This window comes from Paenibacillus sp. NPDC057886 (genome assembly GCF_042796655.1).
In the GTDB taxonomy this organism is placed as follows: Bacteria; Bacillota; Bacilli; order Paenibacillales; family Paenibacillaceae; genus Paenibacillus.
In genome coordinates this window covers 96,871-116,453 of sequence record NZ_JBHVMZ010000008.1, presented here as the reverse complement: position 1 = coordinate 116,453, position 19,583 = coordinate 96,871, and the positions used below count along the sequence as shown (strand labels likewise).

18 protein-coding genes are annotated in these 19,583 nt (G+C 47.7%); 12 read left to right on the top strand and 6 right to left on the bottom strand.

What is annotated here, in order from left to right:
* Window positions 1-86: 86 nt before the first annotated feature.
* Together ACFVQB_RS25240 and ACFVQB_RS25235 are read left to right on the top strand one after the other, a co-directional pair.
* Window positions 87-434, top strand: coding sequence for a hypothetical protein (locus ACFVQB_RS25240; RefSeq protein WP_379446070.1), 348 nt, complete (start codon window positions 87-89; stop codon window positions 432-434).
* A 265-nt stretch (window positions 435-699) separates the two neighbouring features.
* Window positions 700-2,187 carry a DHA2 family efflux MFS transporter permease subunit gene (locus tag ACFVQB_RS25235; RefSeq protein WP_376040611.1) on the top strand — a complete coding sequence of 496 codons (1,488 nt, stop codon included), beginning with the start codon at window positions 700-702 and terminating at the stop codon, window positions 2,185-2,187.
* Window positions 2,188-2,262: 75 nt separating this feature from the next.
* Here ACFVQB_RS25235 and ACFVQB_RS25230 read toward each other — a convergent pair whose 3' ends face one another.
* Window positions 2,263-3,336 carry a glycosyltransferase family 4 protein gene (locus tag ACFVQB_RS25230; RefSeq protein WP_379446058.1) on the bottom strand — a complete coding sequence of 358 codons (1,074 nt, stop codon included), beginning with the start codon at window positions 3,334-3,336 and terminating at the stop codon, window positions 2,263-2,265.
* A 248-nt stretch (window positions 3,337-3,584) separates the two neighbouring features.
* On the opposite strand from ACFVQB_RS25230, the gene ACFVQB_RS25225 reads away from it, so the two are divergent.
* The 6 genes from ACFVQB_RS25225 to ACFVQB_RS25200 all read left to right on the top strand — a co-directional run bounded on the left by ACFVQB_RS25225 (window position 3,585) and on the right by ACFVQB_RS25200 (window position 9,696).
* Window positions 3,585-4,706, top strand: a complete 1,122-nt coding sequence (locus tag ACFVQB_RS25225; RefSeq protein WP_379446049.1) for an ABC transporter ATP-binding protein — start codon at window positions 3,585-3,587, stop codon at window positions 4,704-4,706.
* On the top strand, window positions 4,703-5,419 hold the full coding sequence (locus ACFVQB_RS25220; protein ID WP_379446044.1) for an ABC transporter permease subunit: 717 nt from the start codon (window positions 4,703-4,705) through the stop codon (window positions 5,417-5,419). Before ACFVQB_RS25225 ends, ACFVQB_RS25220 begins: the two co-directional genes overlap by 4 nt.
* Window positions 5,420-5,423: 4 nt before the next feature.
* Window positions 5,424-6,818 (top strand): GldG family protein, encoded by a 1,395-nt coding sequence (locus tag ACFVQB_RS25215; protein WP_379446038.1) that lies wholly within the window; start codon window positions 5,424-5,426, stop codon window positions 6,816-6,818.
* Window positions 6,815-7,792: a DUF4340 domain-containing protein gene (locus ACFVQB_RS25210; protein WP_379446034.1), complete on the top strand. Its 978-nt coding sequence runs from the start codon at window positions 6,815-6,817 to the stop codon at window positions 7,790-7,792. The genes ACFVQB_RS25215 and ACFVQB_RS25210 overlap by 4 nt, the downstream gene beginning before the upstream one ends.
* Before the next feature lie 270 nt (window positions 7,793-8,062).
* Window positions 8,063-9,040 (top strand): YhcN/YlaJ family sporulation lipoprotein, encoded by a 978-nt coding sequence (locus tag ACFVQB_RS25205; RefSeq protein WP_379446030.1) that lies wholly within the window; start codon window positions 8,063-8,065, stop codon window positions 9,038-9,040.
* A gap of 431 nt (window positions 9,041-9,471) precedes the next feature.
* Entirely contained in the window at window positions 9,472-9,696 is a 225-nt protein-coding gene (locus tag ACFVQB_RS25200; protein ID WP_017692532.1) for a helix-turn-helix domain-containing protein, read from the top strand.
* Between the two features lie 504 nt (window positions 9,697-10,200).
* Here the strand turns inward: ACFVQB_RS25200 and ACFVQB_RS25195 are convergent.
* Window positions 10,201-10,554 (bottom strand): hypothetical protein, encoded by a 354-nt coding sequence (locus ACFVQB_RS25195; protein WP_379446026.1) that lies wholly within the window; start codon window positions 10,552-10,554, stop codon window positions 10,201-10,203.
* Window positions 10,555-10,798: 244 nt separating this feature from the next.
* On the opposite strand from ACFVQB_RS25195, the gene ACFVQB_RS25190 reads away from it, so the two are divergent.
* From ACFVQB_RS25190 to nagA, 3 genes are read left to right on the top strand one after another with little or no spacing between them, the layout of a single operon-like run.
* Window positions 10,799-11,662, top strand: coding sequence for a MurR/RpiR family transcriptional regulator (locus tag ACFVQB_RS25190; RefSeq protein ID WP_379446014.1), 864 nt, complete (start codon window positions 10,799-10,801; stop codon window positions 11,660-11,662).
* A gap of 4 nt (window positions 11,663-11,666) precedes the next feature.
* Complete coding sequence (gene nagB, locus ACFVQB_RS25185) at window positions 11,667-12,395, top strand: glucosamine-6-phosphate deaminase (protein ID WP_379446010.1); 729 nt, start codon at window positions 11,667-11,669, stop codon at window positions 12,393-12,395.
* Window positions 12,392-13,624 (top strand): N-acetylglucosamine-6-phosphate deacetylase, encoded by a 1,233-nt coding sequence (gene nagA, locus ACFVQB_RS25180; RefSeq protein WP_379445994.1) that lies wholly within the window; start codon window positions 12,392-12,394, stop codon window positions 13,622-13,624. Before nagB ends, nagA begins: the two co-directional genes overlap by 4 nt.
* A 329-nt stretch (window positions 13,625-13,953) precedes the next feature.
* Here nagA and ACFVQB_RS25175 read toward each other — a convergent pair whose 3' ends face one another.
* Genes ACFVQB_RS25175 through ACFVQB_RS25165 form a run of 3 tightly spaced genes read right to left on the bottom strand, consistent with a single transcriptional unit; the run spans window position 13,954 to window position 16,625 of the window.
* Window positions 13,954-14,586 (bottom strand): acetyltransferase, encoded by a 633-nt coding sequence (locus tag ACFVQB_RS25175; RefSeq protein ID WP_379445988.1) that lies wholly within the window; start codon window positions 14,584-14,586, stop codon window positions 13,954-13,956.
* Window positions 14,586-15,722 (bottom strand): DegT/DnrJ/EryC1/StrS family aminotransferase, encoded by a 1,137-nt coding sequence (locus ACFVQB_RS25170; RefSeq protein ID WP_379445985.1) that lies wholly within the window; start codon window positions 15,720-15,722, stop codon window positions 14,586-14,588. The genes ACFVQB_RS25175 and ACFVQB_RS25170 overlap by 1 nt, the downstream gene beginning before the upstream one ends.
* A gap of 36 nt (window positions 15,723-15,758) precedes the next feature.
* The gene (locus ACFVQB_RS25165; RefSeq protein ID WP_379445981.1) at window positions 15,759-16,625 is read right to left on the bottom strand and encodes a glycosyltransferase family 2 protein; all 867 of its coding nucleotides are present in this window, start codon (window positions 16,623-16,625) and stop codon (window positions 15,759-15,761) included.
* Between the two features lie 203 nt (window positions 16,626-16,828).
* Between ACFVQB_RS25165 and ACFVQB_RS25160 the strand changes: the two genes are divergently transcribed.
* Window positions 16,829-18,358, top strand: coding sequence for a glycosyltransferase (locus tag ACFVQB_RS25160; protein WP_379445974.1), 1,530 nt, complete (start codon window positions 16,829-16,831; stop codon window positions 18,356-18,358).
* A 117-nt stretch (window positions 18,359-18,475) separates the two neighbouring features.
* Here ACFVQB_RS25160 and ACFVQB_RS25155 read toward each other — a convergent pair.
* Window positions 18,476-19,583, bottom strand: a 1,108-nt coding sequence (locus ACFVQB_RS25155; protein WP_379445970.1) for a hypothetical protein, incomplete at its 5' end; no start/stop codon positions are given.

Here is a 19,583-nt window from a genome sequence, read left to right as displayed (position 1 = left end):
ATGGGTGATTGCAAATAGCAATGGATGAGAGAAGGCATAACATATCTAGAATAAGGTTTAACTCTGCTCTACAGGAGGGATATACCGTGGCCGTATATGTGTTGAAGATTCACGAAAACCTGCTGCAAACCGCTATTCCTGTGAGGTATATGGACATTGAATTGTCATATGTGGGGAATGGTGATGTGGATATATTTGTAGGCGGAATCAGTTACACCCGAGGGGAGCTGTATCGCTACCTTTGCTCGATTGGGGCGGATACGGGAAATCACATTATTCACAATCTGTCGCTCTCATCCGATCCATGCGAATTGCGTATCATTAGCAACAGTTCTACACCAAGTCATCTGGTTATTCGTATGTACTGCAGAAGTGACCAGGGGCAGACCCTGGGTATACTTTCGGAGCATCAGATGATCAAGTTGGCAGATTAGCAAAGTTCACCTCTATAAGGCTCGAGGAACCAAATAGGTGGAGCAGGAGAAAGCCTGGTCCATTTTTTGGCATACATACCTGATCCGTTATCCAATGAAAAAAAATAGCTTGACAGCAAAGGTATTTTCATTAGAATTAACCTATGCTTAAACAAGAGTTTAAAACGACGGTTTAAAACAAAAGTTTGAAACGTCGTGAATATAAGGCCGATGGAGAGGCGGAATCAAAGATAATGCCTCCAGGCCGGAAAAGAGAGTGGAGAGAGTGAAACAACAAACAGCAGTGCCTCAGGACCCGGCGGAGTTCTCGATTAAAACGATTATTCTGCCACTACTGGCTATTATCGTCGGGATGATTATGGTCATCTTGGACAGCACGGTGGTTAACGTGGCGATTCCGAATCTGGTTCAATATTTTGAGACCGATCTGAAGACCATTCAATGGACGGTTACAGGATATACGTTGGCTTTGTCAGCCGTCATTCCGCTGGCGGGATGGTTGACCGACCGATTCGGTGCCAAAAGAGTATTTCTGTTCACGATTGCGATGTTTACTCTGGGTTCAGTATTATGTTCAATTGCGCAATCTCCTGAACAATTGATTATTTACCGTATCATCCAGGGACTTGGCGGAGGCATGGTTGCGCCGATTGGTATGGCGATGGTATTCCGTCTGGCTCCTCCTGAAAGAAGAGGCTCTATCATGGGTATGCTCGGGATTCCGATGTTGTTGGCCCCTGCGCTGGGTCCGGTATTATCGGGCTGGTTCATTGAATCATTCAGCTGGCACTGGATCTTCCTGATCAATCTGCCGATTGGTATTGCCGCTTTTATTCTATGTATCAAATTCCTGCCGGATACGGATCGTGGACGCACACCTGCGCTTGATCTGCTCGGTATGATTCTGGCACCAATCGCATTCTCGATGCTCGCATACGGTGTAAGTGAAGGCGGAACAAGTTGGACGTCTGCAACAACACTGACAGGTGTGATTGTCGGAGGCGTGGCGCTGATCCTGTTCGTTATCGTGGAGCTTCGTCACAAAAATCCGTTGTTGGAACTTCGGGTGTTCAAATCATCTGATTTCACACGGGGTATTATTCTGGCATGGGTATCACAAGTCGCTTTGTTCGGGGCGATGATTTTGATCCCGCTTTATCTGCAACAAATCAAAGGCTACACTGCACTGGAAACAGGACTTATTCTGCTCCCGCAGGCGCTGGCTTCGGGTGTGGGTATGCCACTTGGTGGACGATTATTTGATAAAATCGGTGCAAGACCACTGGCTTTCGTGGGTCTGGGTATCATCTCGGGTGCACTGTTTATTCTGTCTTCGATTACGGCGGAAACGGGTCTTGGTCTGATCATTCTTAGTCTTGTCATGATGGGATTGGGTATGGGTTTCTCCATGATGCCACTCAATACGCATGTACTGAATGCTGCTCCACGTAAGCTGGTAGGTCGGGTTACCCCGCTTACTGCTGCTGCACAACAAGTGGTTGTGTCCTTTGCAGTTGCTGGCCTGACCGGCTTCCTGACCTCCCATATTGCAAGCAATACAGCTGGAGCGACTGATGCTACAGGTGTGGTGAATGGATTAGTGGCTGGTTTTAACGACACCTTCTTCCTGGCAGCGTGCATTGCCTTGTTTGGATGCCTGCTCAGTCTAATCCTGCGCAAACCAAAACGGATGGAGGAAGAATCCCTTCAAACAGGGGATCAGCCTGATCCTGCAATGATGATGGGACACTAATTTTTATAAGCCAGATCCCATGAATTTAATGTAAGGCAGTTCAGAGCATCTTTCTGAACTGCCTTTTTGTTTTGTTTAAAAGAAAATGCTCAAGGCAGTCATCATTTCCCGAAATGAAGTGGCGTATCGGTCAGGTGAGAAAGAGACGGCCATATGCTGTCTGCCCTGAATGCGGATATATTCCCGCAGCTTTTTGTTGCGCATCAGGTCTACGGCTTCAGATACAGCTTTATTGACGTTGCCAATCGGATAGAATTTTCCCGTTTGGTTATGTGTAATAAAGGACCGTACACCATCCGAATCGGTACTGAGTACCGGGCAGCCGCAGCTTATGGCTTCAGCAACGGCGTATCCAAAGCCTTCAAGCAGGGATGTGGACAGCATAATTCCCCCGGAAGCTGCAATCATGGAATAGAATGTAGGCATTTGGGAGTGGGGAACGTTGATGAAGATGCCTATCCGATCTTCAAGCCCGTACTCCGCAAGCATGTGTCGGAACATGACCTCGTCCTCCGGATTGGCCAAGGTCGGGTCGTGGAACAACCATAGTCTTGCTTTCGGAATTTTTTTAATAATTTTACTGGATATCTTCAAGTATTCCCGCCAGTTTTTGTTGTGTTCGAGCCTACCCACCCATGCAAGGACCGGATAGGGAGGGGTATCCACCGAAATTGGGGCAAAGGTATTGGTATCCAGCATATTGGGAATGACAAACCGGTGAAGCCAAGGGCACATATGGATGAACAGCTCCAGTAAATGATCCGTTGGCGGAATGACCGCAGCATTACAGTGGGCTTGCAGATAAGGTACTCCCATTTGAATGGTTTCCAAAGCCTGTTCACGCGTCCCAAGTCCCTGTGCTTCATAGATAATGCGTCCTTTATACCCGAGGGCTCTTAATCTGCCCGGCATGGCAATATCGGAGGTAACAATAATGGCATCATAACGATGATGATGAATCAAACTGTAAATTTCCTCATCACTGGAAGCGGTGAAGACCGGTGTGCTGGTATTGTTCTGCATTCCCGAGCCAGAGTACAGATACAATACATGCGCTTCGATGCCATGGCGTTGCAGAACGGCTGTACGCAATCGGTTTAAAGTATCTACACCGCCGCTTGGAACAAAAAATGTGAATAGTACTTTCACACGGTTCACCCTCTGACTTTTGTGCAGGTGCTCATGCTCCTGTACTGTAAGGTACGTTGCCCCAGAGTGCAGGGTGTGGGTGAATGAAGTGTTGTTCACATTTTAGACACATATTTTTAAGCTCTCTTTTAAGTGACTTTAAGCTGCATTTAGGATACAGCACGTAAGATACAAGGAACTTCCCGTGTTGACCATCTGAAGAAAGTGATGATGGCACACGGGTATTTTAACGGGAAAGGATGAATGATGTGCTCGAAGTGAAACAGGTAAGCAAAGTATTTGATGGACGGCGCGGCGTGCATCAACTGGATTTCACAATGGAGCGCGGTGAGATTGTTGGATTTTTGGGACCGAATGGTGCTGGAAAAACCACAACGATGCGAATGATTACGGGCTATTTGCATCCAACAGCAGGATCCATTGCAGTCGATGGCATATCGGTGCACGATCAGGGCAGGAGCGTCCGTTCCAAGATAGGTTATCTGCCAGAGACACCGCCGCTTTATCCGGATATGACGGTACAGTCGTATCTGAAATTCGTCGCTAATCTGAGGGATGTCGCGACACGTGAAGTGAAACTGCGGATCAGTGAGATGGTGAGCAGGCTGGGTCTTCAAGGTCGCGAAAAGCAACTGGTTCGCGGACTGTCCAAAGGGTACAAGCAGCGTCTGGGTCTGGCTGGAGCCATTATTCACAAACCGGATCTGCTCGTGCTGGATGAGCCGACTTCAGGTCTCGATCCGAATCAGATTATTGAGATACGGGATCTGATCCGTGAACTGGGTGAAAACCATACAGTGCTGCTCAGTACACATATTTTGCCGGAAGTGAGCGCGCTTTGTAATCGCATGTTGATTATTAACCAGGGCCAGCTCGTATTGGACGGTTCGCCGCAGCATTTTGGCTCAGCGATGGGGGATCAGTTCAAGGTGTCCATTGAAGTGAAGGCAACAGAGCAGCAATTACATAATGTGCTGACACCATGGGAGAAGGTACGGAGCGAATTCATTCAAGCAGCAGATGGGCAGGCATCCACTGGTTCTGCTGATACGGTCAGAATGCTGCTTACCGGTGAATCTTCCGATGATTTCCGGGAAGAACTGTTCTACCTTTTGTCTGGTGCAGGCCTGCCGATCCTGGAGATGAAGAAAGAAAATCTCAGTCTGGAACAGATTTTCCTGAAGCTTACCACAACGGAAACGGAATCCGAAACGGAACTGGCAACGCAAGAGCCAGAAGCTGATAAAGCTTTACTCGCCAATCAGGCGACAGATACAGAGGTCAAATCGGACACCACTTCAGATCTGAAGCAATCGACTAGGTCCGAGGGCGTTTCATCTGATTCCCACACTGGGGAGGGTTCCAAATGAGACGAATGATGGCGGTTTGCAATAAAGAACTGCAGGCATATTTCCTGTCACCGACGTCGTATTTCGCTTTTGCCGTATATGTACTGATGACAAGTTTGCTGTTCTATTCCAGCTTTGTGTATTACCAGCCAAGTATTGTGGATTATCGCCTGGTGTTGGGAGACACGTTATCCATGCTGCTGTTTGTGGTGCCGTTGCTGACGATGCGACTGGTGGCAGAGGAATTCCGGCAGGGAACAGACGAACTGTTGTTGACTTCACCTGCACGGGTAACCGAGATCATTTTCGGTAAATATTTGGCGTCACTCGCCATTCTTGTTGTACTTATTCTGTGCAGTCTCGTTTATCCGTTTATTATGTCCTTCTTTGGTGAACTGGATCTGACATCCGTATGGTTGTCTGCACTGGGTCTCTTTTTCCTGGGCGGAAGCATGATGGCGATTGGACTGTTTGCTTCCACGCTATCTCAGCACCAGATGGTGTCTGCGGTAGCCGGTTTTATTATTTTGCTCGTATTGTGGATGCTTGATTCATTTGCAGGTAATTCCGGATCTGCGTTACAGCAATGGCTGGACCCATTTGCGCTGACGAACCGGTTTGACAGCTTCACGAAGGGTGTACTTAATGGCCCAGATATATTGTATTACGTGACGCTCTCAGGTGTGTTTCTGCTATTAAGCATTCAAATTGTGGAACGGAAGCGGTGGAGGTGAGAAGATGAAAAAATGGTTGAGTCATACCAACAGTACCGTGCTGTCGGTAGCGGTGATTGGCATCTTTATTTTGCTGACCCTGTTTCTGAATTCGCTTGGCGGCTTCCAACTGGATCTGACCTCGAATAAACAATATACCTTGTCAGACCAGTCTCTTACCGCGATTAAAAATGTAAAAGAAGACGTCAACATTCTGGTGTTAACCGTCGAAAATGCGAACAATACGGTCTTGAACCGCGAAGTATCGGATATGGTTCAGGAATATACGAAACGCAACAGTAAACTGACAATGAAGCAATACAATCTGACGCAGGAGCCTACACTGGCCTCCAAATATGGCATCACAGGCAGCTCCATTGTATTGGAACAGGGCGATCAGCATAAAGTCATTGATATCGCCAGTCTGTTCACGGCTGTCGGGGATGGAAGCGATGGATCGTACCAGTTCACTGGTGAGGAAAAGTTGACACAAGCCCTAATGAACCTGTCTTCCACTGAGATGCACAAGATGGTCTTCCTGACAGGACATGAGGAGCTTGGCTTGGATCAACTGACTACGCTGCGCTCATCTCTGGAACAGAATAATATCTCGACAGAAGAACTTCAGCTGAATCAGGCAGGTCAGGTTCCAGAAGAAGCGGATGTGCTCGCGATTATTGGACCACAGCGGGATATAAGTGATACTGAACTGAAGGCTATTCGGACTTATCTGAGTAACGGAGGAAAATTGCTGTTATCCCTCGGTTTTCACGAAGACATGAAATTGACTTGGAAAAATATCGATGCACTCATGACGGATTATGGCGTGGTTGATGAGCATGCAGTCATGGTGGATAATCAGCAAGCTAGCACAATGGGCCCACTGTGGGTTGTGCCGGAGTATGGCTCACATGCCATCACGGATAAACTATCAGAAAGCAAACTGTACCCGATGTTATCCCTGTCCATTGCTTTGACGAGCAAAGAGCAGGATAAATACACGTTGTCGCCGCTCATTCATTCATCGGATGACAGTTATGGCGAGACGAACATTGCAGGTTTATTGCAAAACGAAACCACCAACGATCCGGATCAGGATGTACAAGGTCCTGTTGAGCTTGGATATGCGGCTGATACAACGGATGGCAAACCGAAGGCAGTGATTCTGGGTTCATCCATTTTCATGCAGGACTCGGAAATAGTGAACGGTGGGAACCGAGATTTTATACTAAATACCGTCAATTATTTAAGTGAAAAAGAAGATGGAGTAACCATCCGGCCACGGGTGCAATCCGGTTATCAAACGGCGTACCTGGACGGGGAGCAAGCCAGAACCATTTTCTTCGTGGCGATTGTCGCATTCCCGCTCATCTTTGTTATGATAGGTGTACTCTTATGGTGGAGGCGCAGACGCGTATGAAAAAATGGGTCCCAACGATTCTAGTCTTATTGGTCTTGATTATCGGGTGGGTCTATGCGGCCAGTCAAAATTATTTTCGTGAAGAGGAAGCGGAGAAGGTCAAGTTGCTCGGTATTAATTCTGCCGATATACACTCCATCACGATTCATAATAACAATACAGACACATCAAGTGCGTCAAAACCCTCGTCTTCACAATTGGAACTAAAGAATGGCGTATGGAGTATGGTGGAACCCAAGGCTTATCCTCTGAATGGTTATGCGGTTAGCAGCTGGCTTGAAGCCTTAAGTGGTGCGGATCAGGAACTGGTTGTAGAGGAAGAGCCGAAGGATCTCGATAAGTATGGATTGGGTGCAGATGCAACGTTGCTGGATATCCAACTGAAGGATAACCGTGAGATCAAATTAAGCATTGGTGGCCAGCTGCCAGCAGATGAGGCTCGTTATGTGCGGGTAGACTCCGGGCCTGTCGTAGCCGTACAGACGGAATCCATCAGCAATATAGAACGATCACGGCAGGATCTGCTGGATACGACTCCGTTTAATCTGGATGAAACCAACGTCACTACGCTGGAATGGGAAGGTGAAGCAGCCACCTGGATGCTCAAATCTTCCTCCGAGGAAGGTGCGTCAGAGCAGACGTGGAAGCTTAATGGTGAAGCGATTGAAGCTACAGATGCCGTTTCGCTGATTGGCAAAATTAAAAACCTGTCCACAGCTGACGATGTGCGCAAAGCTTCTGAACTGAAAGGCACCGTGCCACGCTTTACTCTATCCGTTGAACAGACGGTTAATGGAGAAGCTGTTACGGATGTGTATCGTGGGCTTACTATTCCATCGGAACCGGATCGGATCTGGGTAGTCACACCGGACGGTCAGTGGGCGTATCCCATGGATGCAGCTAGTCTGAAGGAAGCAGAGCAAATTCCGAATTCGATCAAAAAATCAGATGCAACATCTTCGAATGGAGAATGACGCTAATGCGGCTTCCTTCCTCATCCAAGTAAGTGGATTGGCTCCTTTAACATAATAATGAAAGCCTCAACCTTGAACAGGAAATACACGGTTATATAAGGCGGTGCTGCACTTTGTGCAAGCAGCGCCTTTTTTATTTGTATATGTGGAAGAGAATTGGTTTGGTCCCAGATAAAAGAGGCTGATGTTCCATATCCTTTCAGCATATCGGTCCGTACAGAAGAGCATCCTATCCTTGTGACCAAAACCAACATAATTGGAGGATGAGACATGCCAGCAGCCAAAAAGGCGACAGCAATCAGCTTATCTTTGTCTACTGCAATCTTCGTAATGGCCGGATTGACGGGTTGTGGAACCAGTACCAAAGATAACAATCTGCACACCAAAAGTGTTCGTCATGAAGTGAAAGGCATTAACCGTTATGGTGTTGAGTCCAATGGAACGGATGGTATTCGTGCGAAAAGCTATCGGACGCATAACGTCACTAACCTGAAATCAAATGAGGAGCTGGCTAAACGCATTTCAGAAATGAAGGAAGTGAAGTCCGCAAGTGTCATGCTGACCGATCGTAACGCATATGTTGCAGTCCGTTTGACAGATGGTCACACTGGCAAATTGGAAAGCAAAAGCAAAGCAAACAGCACTTTGCGTAACCGGGCGAACGGCACTATGCGCACAGAAAGCTATAACCAGGATATGGGCGGGTTGCGTGTACATGGCGGTAATGGAACCATGTCTCCATACAGCACCAGTGGCATAGCTCCGGGATTGAACACGGATGCAGCTACGGATCGCAGCCACATGGGCAATGACCGCAGCATCTATGGAACTATGGGTACCGGATCTTATGGCATGATGCGTGGTCTGAATAACAGTGGCAATGCACGTACAATGACTGATGGTCACTACGGGATGAAGAGTAAAACATCGCGTATTGACAGCACGGATGACAACACATCCGAAGAGATTAAATCCAAAATCTCGGCCAAAATCAAACAATTTGCACCTCACGTGGAGAACGTATACGTATCAGCTAACCCGGACTTTGTTCAACATGTGGAGAGCTATGCCACAGATATCCGTAACGGCAAGCCGGTTAGCGGTATGATTAACACGTTCCAATCGATGGTTGAACGTATTTTCCCAACGAATGCGTTGAACACTCATCACCGTGACGGCGTACTTGATGATGGCATCATGAATCGTAACAACAACGATGGCATGACTAATCGCTTGAATCATCGGTAACTCATAGTCAAAAGAACAAGTTGCCTTTGCGCAGATGTTTACATCAGCAGCAAAGGCACGCTTGTTTTTTTATAGTTTACATACTTATTTATTGGAGTGAATCGATAAATACAAAAATCGATTATGATATAATGGCAGTGAGGTGAATCCAATGAAATGGGAAGGGATTACGGAGTCATTACCTAAGCAACAATTAAGAGTTTGACTTCAAAAATATGCAAATTTATTATCCAAAAATAAACTTGATATAATGTGAAGCGAGCTGGGGCATGTGTACCAGCTTGTTTTTTGTTTTTTAAATAATAACTTACATTCGACTGCCCATTTTTTTGATAAAACTGAACCAACGCCCTTGACCTTACATAAGATGAGTTGACTGTATCCCCTTAACCTTGTTACACCAACACAACCCGAGCAAGGAGGGGTGAACATTGAAGGGTATCGATCATAAAAGCAAATTTCTGTTGACCCACCGTGAACGCGAAGTATTCGAATTACTGGTTCAGGACAAAACGACGCGTGACATCGCAGGGCAGTTATTCATCAGCGAGAAAACGGTGCGTAACCATATTTCGAATGTGATGCAAAAACTCAATGTTAAGGGTCGTTCGCAAGCAGTTGTAGAGCTGATTAAGCTCGGAGAACTGAAGATCTGACGCGATACTGCACAGTTGATTGAAGCAGCATGAAAGTCTTTTTCTATTCTTCATGATGAAGAATGGGGAAAGACTTTTTTGTTTTATGTTGGAAAGCGAAAACAGCGAATCCCTAAAGTGAAGGAATCGCTTGGTTTGAATAGATATTCTCAGAAGTCTGGATTCAGAAGCTGCTGATTGCAGTCCGCTATTCTAGTTCGCTCAGATTTTGGATAGCCTAGCCGCTTTGTCTTTTCACAGCACCACCAGCAGGAACAATGTATCTTTCCTTTGGCAAAAATCCCTTCGAATTTGTAGGACCAACCGTACCGAATAGCAACCTGTTTTTTACGTTGAATAACACGCCTTCTGTGATGCCTGTAATAGGCTTGATTTCTTTGCTGAGATTTCATGGATCATCACGCTCCCTTGGGAAAAGGCTCAGCCCGCAGAAATTCCAAGGGTACAGATTGCTACGGGCAGAGCGTGATGGGAATCGTAATCGTATATAGCATATGGGTTCACCTACATATTGTTATTGGGATGCTCCTTAATAAAAGCTCTCCATTGTTTCTTCGAAAAAGGCTGATAGAAGAGCTGCTCTAGTTCCCCGTACTGTGTTTCATTTAGGTTCAGATAAAGTGCTTTTTTCGCAATTTTGGCAGCAGGTTGGGAGGAGGATTTCGTGCCACCAGCTTTTTGTTTGATGGGAATGTGAAATTGCAACAAGTCTGTGTGGCTATTCCAGTCTTCCCAGCTTAGTCGTCCTCCGCGCTTCCAGTCGATGGCATACAATGCATAATATTTACGAGCTTCGGTCTGTTTTATGGCAATAATCCAGGTGGAAGGAATCATTTTTTGACGTTGTCGTCGATTCATCGAGTGTACTCCTTCCTTAGAAATGGAAATGTCCACATTCACTTCAAGGTTTATCTCCAATATAAGCGGAATCCCATTCCTTAATCAAGAAGATACCTTTTTAAAAATTTCATCATACATACCGTGAATACATGGTTAAAATCCTCTTGATTTGCAACAACGTATTGATTAAAATAAAAATATAAAAATAATTTTCTTTATTTATAATGAATTAATAAAAATAATTTTCATAAAAGGAGAACTCATGGCAGCCATACTACATGCGTTGCAGCAAGAGCTGAATGAACTTCCGTCTCAGGAACGACGAATTGCCGAGGTGATTTTACAGTCCCCATCCGATATTCCTGGTTGGACCATTAACCATCTTGCTCAGCAAAGCGGAACAAGTGCGGCTACGGTAACCCGCTTTTGCAAATCATTCCATTTCAAAGGTTTTCCCGATTTCAAAATGAAGCTGGCCGCAGAATTGTCTCATTCCACCAATGAAACAGCATATCAGGATATCGTGGCGGGCAATCCTTTATCCAAAATTGTGGAAGCCATCGAAGCCAATCATCTCGCATCCATTGCGGATACCACCCGTTTGCTGGATCTAGGTAGGCTAGAGCATGCAGTTCAGCTATTATGTCATGCCCGTCGAATTGATCTCTACGGTGTCGCAACCTCTTCCATTGTTACGCAGGATTTCTACCAGAAACTTGTACGGATCGGCAAAAGCTGTACTGCCTTCTCGGATTCACATATGCAAATTACGTCGGCTTCTTCACTGGGTGAGGGAGATGTGGCGATGGCGGTATCTTATTCGGGTGAAACACCAGAGACGATCGATGCCTTGCATTGTGCCAAACAGGCGGGAGCTTCTACCATTTCACTGACATCCTATGGCAATAACAAACTCGCGACGGTGTCGGATATTCCGCTCTTTACGTCTTCACTGGAAGAAGGCATGAGGCGGGGGGATATGGCTTCACGGATAGCACTGCTGCATGTCGTCGATATTCTGTTCACGGGCATGGTTAGTGCCGACTTTGACCGTTTTATCCCCAAATTGGAACAATCGTATCACAATGTACAGTCTTATCGAGTTCAACATAACGGAGGTGCCTAAGAAGATGAATATACGTATTTTTGAAAATGAAGAAGATTTGAACGCAACGGGTGCAGGTGTGATTGCCAGTTTGCTACAGACAAAACCCCGGGCTGTACTGGGACTCGCGACTGGAAGTTCTCCTGTGGGTATCTATAAACAGCTTATTGCTTTGTATCAGAAAGGTCTGGTCAGCTTTGCGCAGGCATCTTCCTTCAATCTCGATGAATATGTCGGTCTTCCTGTGGAACATCGCGAAAGCTACCGCAGCTTTATGAATGAACAATTGTTTTCCCATATTGATATCGATCTCGCCAGAACTCAAGTGCCGGATGGGCAAGCTTCGGACTTGGGTGAGGAATGTGTTTCCTATGAACAACGGATTGATGATCGTGGGCCTGTAGATTTGCAGCTGTTGGGTATTGGACATAATGGTCACATTGGCTTCAATGAACCAGGAACCGAGCTCACAGGACGAACACATGTGGTGGATCTCAAAGAAGAGACAAGAAAAGCAAACGCCCGCTTTTTTTATAGTATTGATGAAGTTCCGACTCAGGCCATCACGATGGGGGTAGGTACGATTCTAAAAGCCAAACAAATCTTGCTGATCGCTCGTGGTGAGGAGAAAGCCGAAATTATTCGTGAAGCCTTTATGGGGCCGATTACAACACAATGTCCAGCTTCGTTACTGCAATGTCATCCCAATGTGGTGGTATTGCTGGATCGTGCTGCCGGGAGGTTGGTGAAATGAACGTAGAACCTATGGAAAACCAGGAGCAAGAGAGTGAAAAAAACGTTTCTCTGCTTCGAGGCAGAATTGTATTGCCCGATGGTGTAATGGAGGATGGTGTACTTGTCTGGACGGAGGGGAAAATCCTTTATGCTGGCGCACCCGAGGGACTATCCGAACATATTCGTCGTGAAGCCTTATCTGTGCCTGTTTCCAAGCATGGCGTTATTGTCCCTGGGTTTATAGATATCCACGTACATGGTGGTAATGGAGAAGATTTTATGGACGCGAGTAAGGAAGTGTTGGATAAAATCACTTCATTCCACAGCACACAGGGGACTACTGCAATGCTGGCAACGTCCATGACAGCTCCCAAAGAGAGTCTGGATCGGGTATTGTCTGAAGTGGACAGCTACCGTTCCGAACACATGCCATTTGCACAGTTGGAAGGTGTACATCTGGAAGGCCCGTTTTTCAGTCCCAAATGGCCTGGCGCACAGAATCCGGAACATATTGTATTGCCTAATGTATCCTGGCTCGACGCTTGGGAAAAACAATATCCGGGGCTGATCCGTCAAGTCACCCTGGCCCCGGAACGTGAGGGAGCGCTGGAAGTCATTTCGTGGCTTCGTGAACAGCGCATTACAGCGGCATTAGGGCATACGGATGCGACCTATGAAGAAGTACAGCTTGCGGTCGAAGCCGGGCTGCACCATGCAGTGCATACGTTCAATGCGATGACACCGCTGCATCACCGGAATCCCGGAGCTGCCGGAGCGGTGCTCAGTGATCCACGCATCAGTGCAGAAGTTATTGCAGACGGTATTCATGTGCATCCAGCGGCGATCTCCCTCATCGCACAATTGAAGCAAGCTACCGATCAAATCGTACTGATCACGGACGCGATGTCTGCTGCCGGGCTGGATGATGGTGAATACAAAATTGGCGACCTGCCTGTAATTGTTAAGGAAGGTGTGGCACGTCTGAAGGACGGAGGCGCACTGGCAGGAAGCACGCTTACGATGATTCGTGGTTTCCGCTATCTGGTACAGGAAGTGGGTTTGAGTCTGAATGCAGCTTCACGGGCAGCCAGCCTGACGCCGGCACGTCTGCTCGGCATTGATCACCGAACGGGTTCCTTTGCTAAAGGAAAACAGGCGGACGTCGTTTTGCTGAATGGGGAGCTGGAGATCGAAGGTGTGTGGGTGAAAGGGGAAAGGCTGCAGCATTCGTCGACTACTCGAACGTGAGGCAATAGGATGCCGATCATCTGAATCCAGGATTACACTAAACAAGCGTTGCACTGCAGAATTTTTTTCTGCTGTACAACGCTTGTTTATTTATTTCAGCATTTTGCATCATTCGATATTAACCCTCACGTGCACATTATGTAGACGAATAGAACCATTCGGTCTACATAATGCTGTTTGGAAGTCGCTTATTGGATAAGAAAATACTCATTTTTGGTACATCTGACCCTATTGTTTCTTTCTTTGCGTTTTTTTGCGGAGAGAAGCAAATTCCAGTTGTTGCATCTCAAGGCGGATGTGGTCCGCTGCTGAAGTTTACCGATTTCAGATCATAGATTTTTTTTCACAACAGCAGGAACTCCTGCGGCCATGCAGTATTCAGGAATATCGTCCTTCACAAAGGCACCGCCACCTACGACGGACCAGCTTCCAACCTTTATTTTTTCCCTCACTGATGCTCCGATACCAATATATGCTCCGGCTTCGATAACCACGTTTCCTGCAAGGCAAACCCCGGGACCCAACGTAACATAGTCGCCGATAACTGAATCATGGCTGACACTCACGCTTCGATTCAAGATCACATGCTGTCCGATACGGATCTGTTCCGATATAACGGCCCCTTCAAAGATCATGCTGCCTGCTCCAATCACATTTCTTCGCGACCAACGGACATTAGGGTGTATCAATGGAGGGGCAAATCGAAATCCTGAACTTGTGGTTGTAAGGGCAAAGCGCCGCTTCAACGCCGGATCTCCAACCCCTGCGCATACAATCCCCACTTCATCCCTCAGCAGTTCGATATCAGCTAATGTCCCGAGAATGGGGAGACCCTCCACGGTTAGTCCTTTCATATGTGGACGCTCGTCCAGAAGCCCGACGACTTTAATGTTTAATTCTTCACATAACCAAACAATTTCCCGTGCATGTCCTCCTGCCCCCCAAACAATTAGCTTCCGCATCAGCTTTGAACCCTTTCTAAGGTTGTGAGGGCACCAACAACTTTGCGTATATGATCTCTGTCCATTTCCTCCCATAAAGGCAGGCTGACAATATGCTTTTCCATATACTCGGTCATTTGGAGACTGGCATGGGGGTACGATTTGAACTGCTTTTGCTGGTGACATGCTGGCGAAAAGTACGTTCTGGCTTCAATGGATTTTTGATCAAGGCCATGTACCACCTTCCGGTTTTCCAGAGAGGCGGGACTGAGAACAGATATGAACTGTTGGACAACCGATCCCCGAAGCGTTTGTAGGGACCATCCATGTTCCAGCAAGCCTGCTCGATGAAACTCGTGAAGATAAAGCTCATGGATGGACTTGCGGTTGTGCTGAACTGTCCCAAAGTGATCCAGTGTGGCCAGGGCAATTGCAGCGGTGTATTCGGATATTTTGCTGTTTAATCCCGTAAAGACAGATTCCCGGCTTCGGGAGAAACCGAAATTGCCGGCCTGGCGAATCCGCTGGATCAGATCATGATCGGCACTGTACACGAGCCCACCTTCACCCACAGCAAAGGATTTAGTCGCATGAAAACTGAAAACGATGGCTCCCGGGAATCCGGTGCCGAACTGCTCTCCTGTCTGTGTCTCCGTCGTGCCGAAGCTGGCAGCCGCATCGATAACAACCGGAATGCCATGCTGAACTAAATCATGATACGGAGACAAGTCTATGGCGTTGCCAAAGGTGGCATAGGGTACACATACGGCAATCTGGTCTCCGAGATGCCTGACGGCATGCTCCAGCTGATCACGATTTAACTCCCATGTATCGGGTTCAATATCAAGGAAGTAGGGCTCCAGTCCGCACCACTGCGCAGCCAGCGGCGTAGCTGCAAAAGTAAAACTTGGCATCAGCGCATACTTCCCTCCGGGGCGCTTGCTCTGAGCGATCGCCAGTATCAGGCCAACGGTAGCGTTATGCACCGTTACCGCGGATCCTTTGCCGTTAAAGCTCTCTTGGATGACCCGTTGCTCGAACTGCTGGTTCAGGGGACCGTAATTGGAATATAGACGGGTTGCTTCTATGGAGTCAACATAGGGAAGGAAAGCTTCTTTTTTTACGAGCTTGGGTCTTAAAAAAGGGATATCATACATGTTTCGTCTCCTTTCCTGGGCTTCAGGAATACAATCTTATCCATTTAACGATGACAGGAGGGCCTGGATTCGTTCCAAATCCGTATGGATTTGCGGACGCCCCTGAATGCTCAGTCGATACGCATGAAGAGCGCTTCGGAATAAGTCGTCCGAATGCAGATATCCCTGATCACGGGATGCGATCACGATATCAAGCCATTCCGTCATGGATGTCCGAGTCAGCTCCTGGTTATTTTGACTTTGATGTTTGCGAAGACTGCTTAGACCATCGGCAATATACACTGCTTTGCCTTTGGAGAGCAGGTTAAGCCAAGAGGCGACGTCGTTCAGCAGGCTGTACTGCCTTCCATTAAATGTTCCGAATGGGTGAATCAGGTCCTTTTTGCGGAACAGGACGGTGGTGGGTTCACCAATCACGTTCAGGCAGCGGCTCAGCATATGGTTAGCCAGATCGTAACCATCCAGGATTCGGGTCTCTTCATATAATTTGCAGGATGCATAAATGGGTGGAAGAATCTCTCCCTGTTCGTTGATGATGTTCCTGTAGGAAGTGACAAGAGAAATATTCTCGAAATTTTGATAATAATAAAGCATTCTCTCGATTTTTTCCTTGTGGAACACATCATCATCCATCAGATAGTTAATATATTCGCCTGATGCCAGATTAAAACACTTGTGCCAGTTACCCAAATAGAGGTTTTTATCGTTTTTGAAGTATTTAATCCGTACATCTTCATGCAGATAAGACATCAGCATCTTCTGGACTTCAAGGTTCGTGCTGTCATCGCATATGATGATCTCCAGGTTGGAGTAGGTTTGTTCCAGTACGCTTTCAAGTGCAATCCGCAGGGTGTCTGGACGATTGTAAGCCGGGATGAGAATGCTTACGAACGGGGAATTCATATTGATTCCACCTTTCTGGCGGTTGGTTAGGTCCTGAATGGGAAGGCAGGTTTCCTTGGCTGTTGTGACGGTTTCTCAAGCAGCGAATGATTCACCGGCACTACACATACATGTATATTACGTGGAAGATAAATGATGCAGGTCTGGTACATATTGCGCGCGTTTTTGTCATTTTTGCAATGAATTTGTAAAGGAGGATGAACATGTTGGTAAATGAAATACCGATGCTGATGGCGCATCTGTTTGTATCGGATAAGATACCAAAAGAAGAAATCAGCAACTTGACGGCAGAACTTGAAGCCGCCCACATCAAAGTGAAGCTCTATCAGGCAGACCAGCCTCCCGCCGGGATGCTGTTCCAGAAACCCAGGGTGTACGTATCCCTTGGCGAGAGTTGGGAAAAATTCCCGGGTCTCTGCTCGTTGCCACCTCATGAGAAGAGACGCTGGCTTCATTACAGCTCGGTTAATGAAGTCAGCTCCATTCGGTTGATATTTTGCTGGCTTAAAGCGACCGATCCGCTTCCCGAGAATAAAATCGTTCCTCCATCCCAATTTTCTTCCAATACTCCGGTGATTTCCGTATTCACGGCAAGCTACCGATCCGGTGATAAAATTCAGCGGCCTTACCAATCATTGTTGAAGCAGACCTATAGCAATTGGGAATGGGTCATTGTAGATGATTCAAATGATCAGGAGGACAATTACAGCCGCTATCTGCTGCCACTGGAGGATGAACGTGTCCGGAGATATCGGCAGGATGCAAGTAACGGATATATCGGCTCGGTCAAGAGATATGCTGCAGGATTGTGTACAGGCGAAATTTTGGTAGAGGTGGATCACGATGATGAATTGATGCCGGATTGTCTTGAGAAAATTGTAAGAGCTTTTCAACAACACCCGGAATGCGGCTTCGCCTACGGTGATTGTTCCGAGGTGTATGCAGGAAGCAATAAGGCCCATTGGTATGGTTGGGATTGCGGGTACGGGTACAGCATTTATAATCGGGTATGGCTGCATGATATGGGCAGATGGCAAAACGTGCAAAAGCACACGACCATTAACGGCAATACCATTCGTCATTTGGTCGGTCTGCCCAATCACCCACGTGCGTGGACACGGGATTGTTATCATCTGGTGGGAGGCCATCGGAGCGAACTTCTCGTATCGGATGACTATGATCTGCTTGTGCGTACATTTCTGTGCACCCGGTACCTCTACATCCCGGATTTACTGTACATACAATACCGTAATGAGAACGGGAACAATACAACGTTCACCCGAAACAAGCAGATTCAGGTACTGGTCAGGGAATTGAACCGAAGTTACCGGCAAAGGATCGGATTGAGATTAACGGAGCTGGATCTCCCGGAACTGCTTCCTTACAACCGAATCTGGCAGACCTCTCCCCAGGATCCCGCCAGAAAATCGGGAAATATCCTTTTGGAGGATGCTGCAAGGGTCTCCGTTATTTTCCCGCACCCCTATTCATGGAAAGAGCCAGACTACACCCAGTTATACAGCACAATACAGAGGGGGCTTGACAGCGGGTTCAAGGATATGGAAGTTGTTGTTGTCGGCCAAATACCCGAGGAACTGGAAAAGTACGCTTCCATGGCTCCATCGGGAGCCATTCGCTGGTGGCCGATGGAACAACAGGATTCGTTGGACATCTGCATCCAATATGCCAAAATTATCGCTTCATGCAGGGAAAAGGTTGTTGTTATGCCCTGAACCTATCAAGAACTAGAGAAAAGGGCACATAGCCTGGCATGCTTGCAAGAAGCGCCACGGTCATGTACCCTTTTTGGATGATTGCAGGTGTCAAAATAATTCAATTCAGTGAACACTTTAAACCACTGACTTGGATTTAAGGCCCCGCAGGTCCTTGGTCACCCTGAGGTCCTTGGGTACCTTGAGGTCCTTGGTCGCCCTGAGGTCCTTGGTCACCCTGAGGTCCTTGGTCACCTTGAGGTCCTTGAGTACCTTGAGGTCCTTGAGTACCTTGAGGACCTTGAGTACCTTGAGGCCCTTGGTCGCCTTGAGGTCCTTGGTCACCTTGAGGCCCTTGGTCGCCCTGAGGTCCTTGAACGCCTTGAGGCCCTTGGTCGCCCTGAGGTCCTTGAACGCCTTGAGGTCCTTGGTCACCCTGAGGCCCTTGGTCACCCTGAGGCCCTTGATCGCCTTGAGGCCCTTGAGTACCTTGAGGTCCTTGGTCGCCCTGAGGTCCTTGAACGCCTTGAGGTCCTTGGGTACCTTGAGGTCCTTGGGTACCTTGAGGTCCTTGGGTACCTTGAGGTCCTTGGGTACCTTGAGGTCCTTGAGTACCTTGAGGTCCTTGGTCGCCCTGAGGTCCTTGGTCACCTTGAGGTCCTTGGTCACCCTGAGGCCCTTGATCGCCTTGAGGCCCTTGATCGCCTTGAGGCCCTTGAGTACCTTGAGGTCCTTGGTCACCTTGAGGTCCTTGAGTACCTTGAGGTCCTTGGTCGCCCTGAGGCCCTTGGTCGCCCTGAGGTCCTTGAACGCCTTGAGGCCCTTGGTCGCCTTGAGGTCCTTGGTCACCTTGAGGACCTTGGGTACCTTGAGGTCCTTGGTCGCCCTGAGGTCCTTGAACGCCTTGAGGTCCTTGAACGCCCTGAGGCCCTTGGTCACCCTGAGGTCCTTGGTCACCTTGAGGACCTTGGGTACCTTGAGGTCCTTGAGTACCTTGAGGTCCTTGAGTACCTTGAGGTCCTTGGTCGCCCTGAGGTCCTTGAACGCCTTGAGGTCCTTGAACGCCCTGAGGCCCTTGGTCGCCCTGAGGTCCTTGAACGCCTTGAGGCCCTTGGTCGCCTTGAGGTCCTTGGGTACCTTGAGGTCCTTGAGTACCTTGAGGTCCTTGAGTACCTTGAGGTCCTTGAGTACCTTGAGGTCCTTGGTCGCCCTGAGGTCCTTGAACGCCTTGAGGTCCTTGAACGCC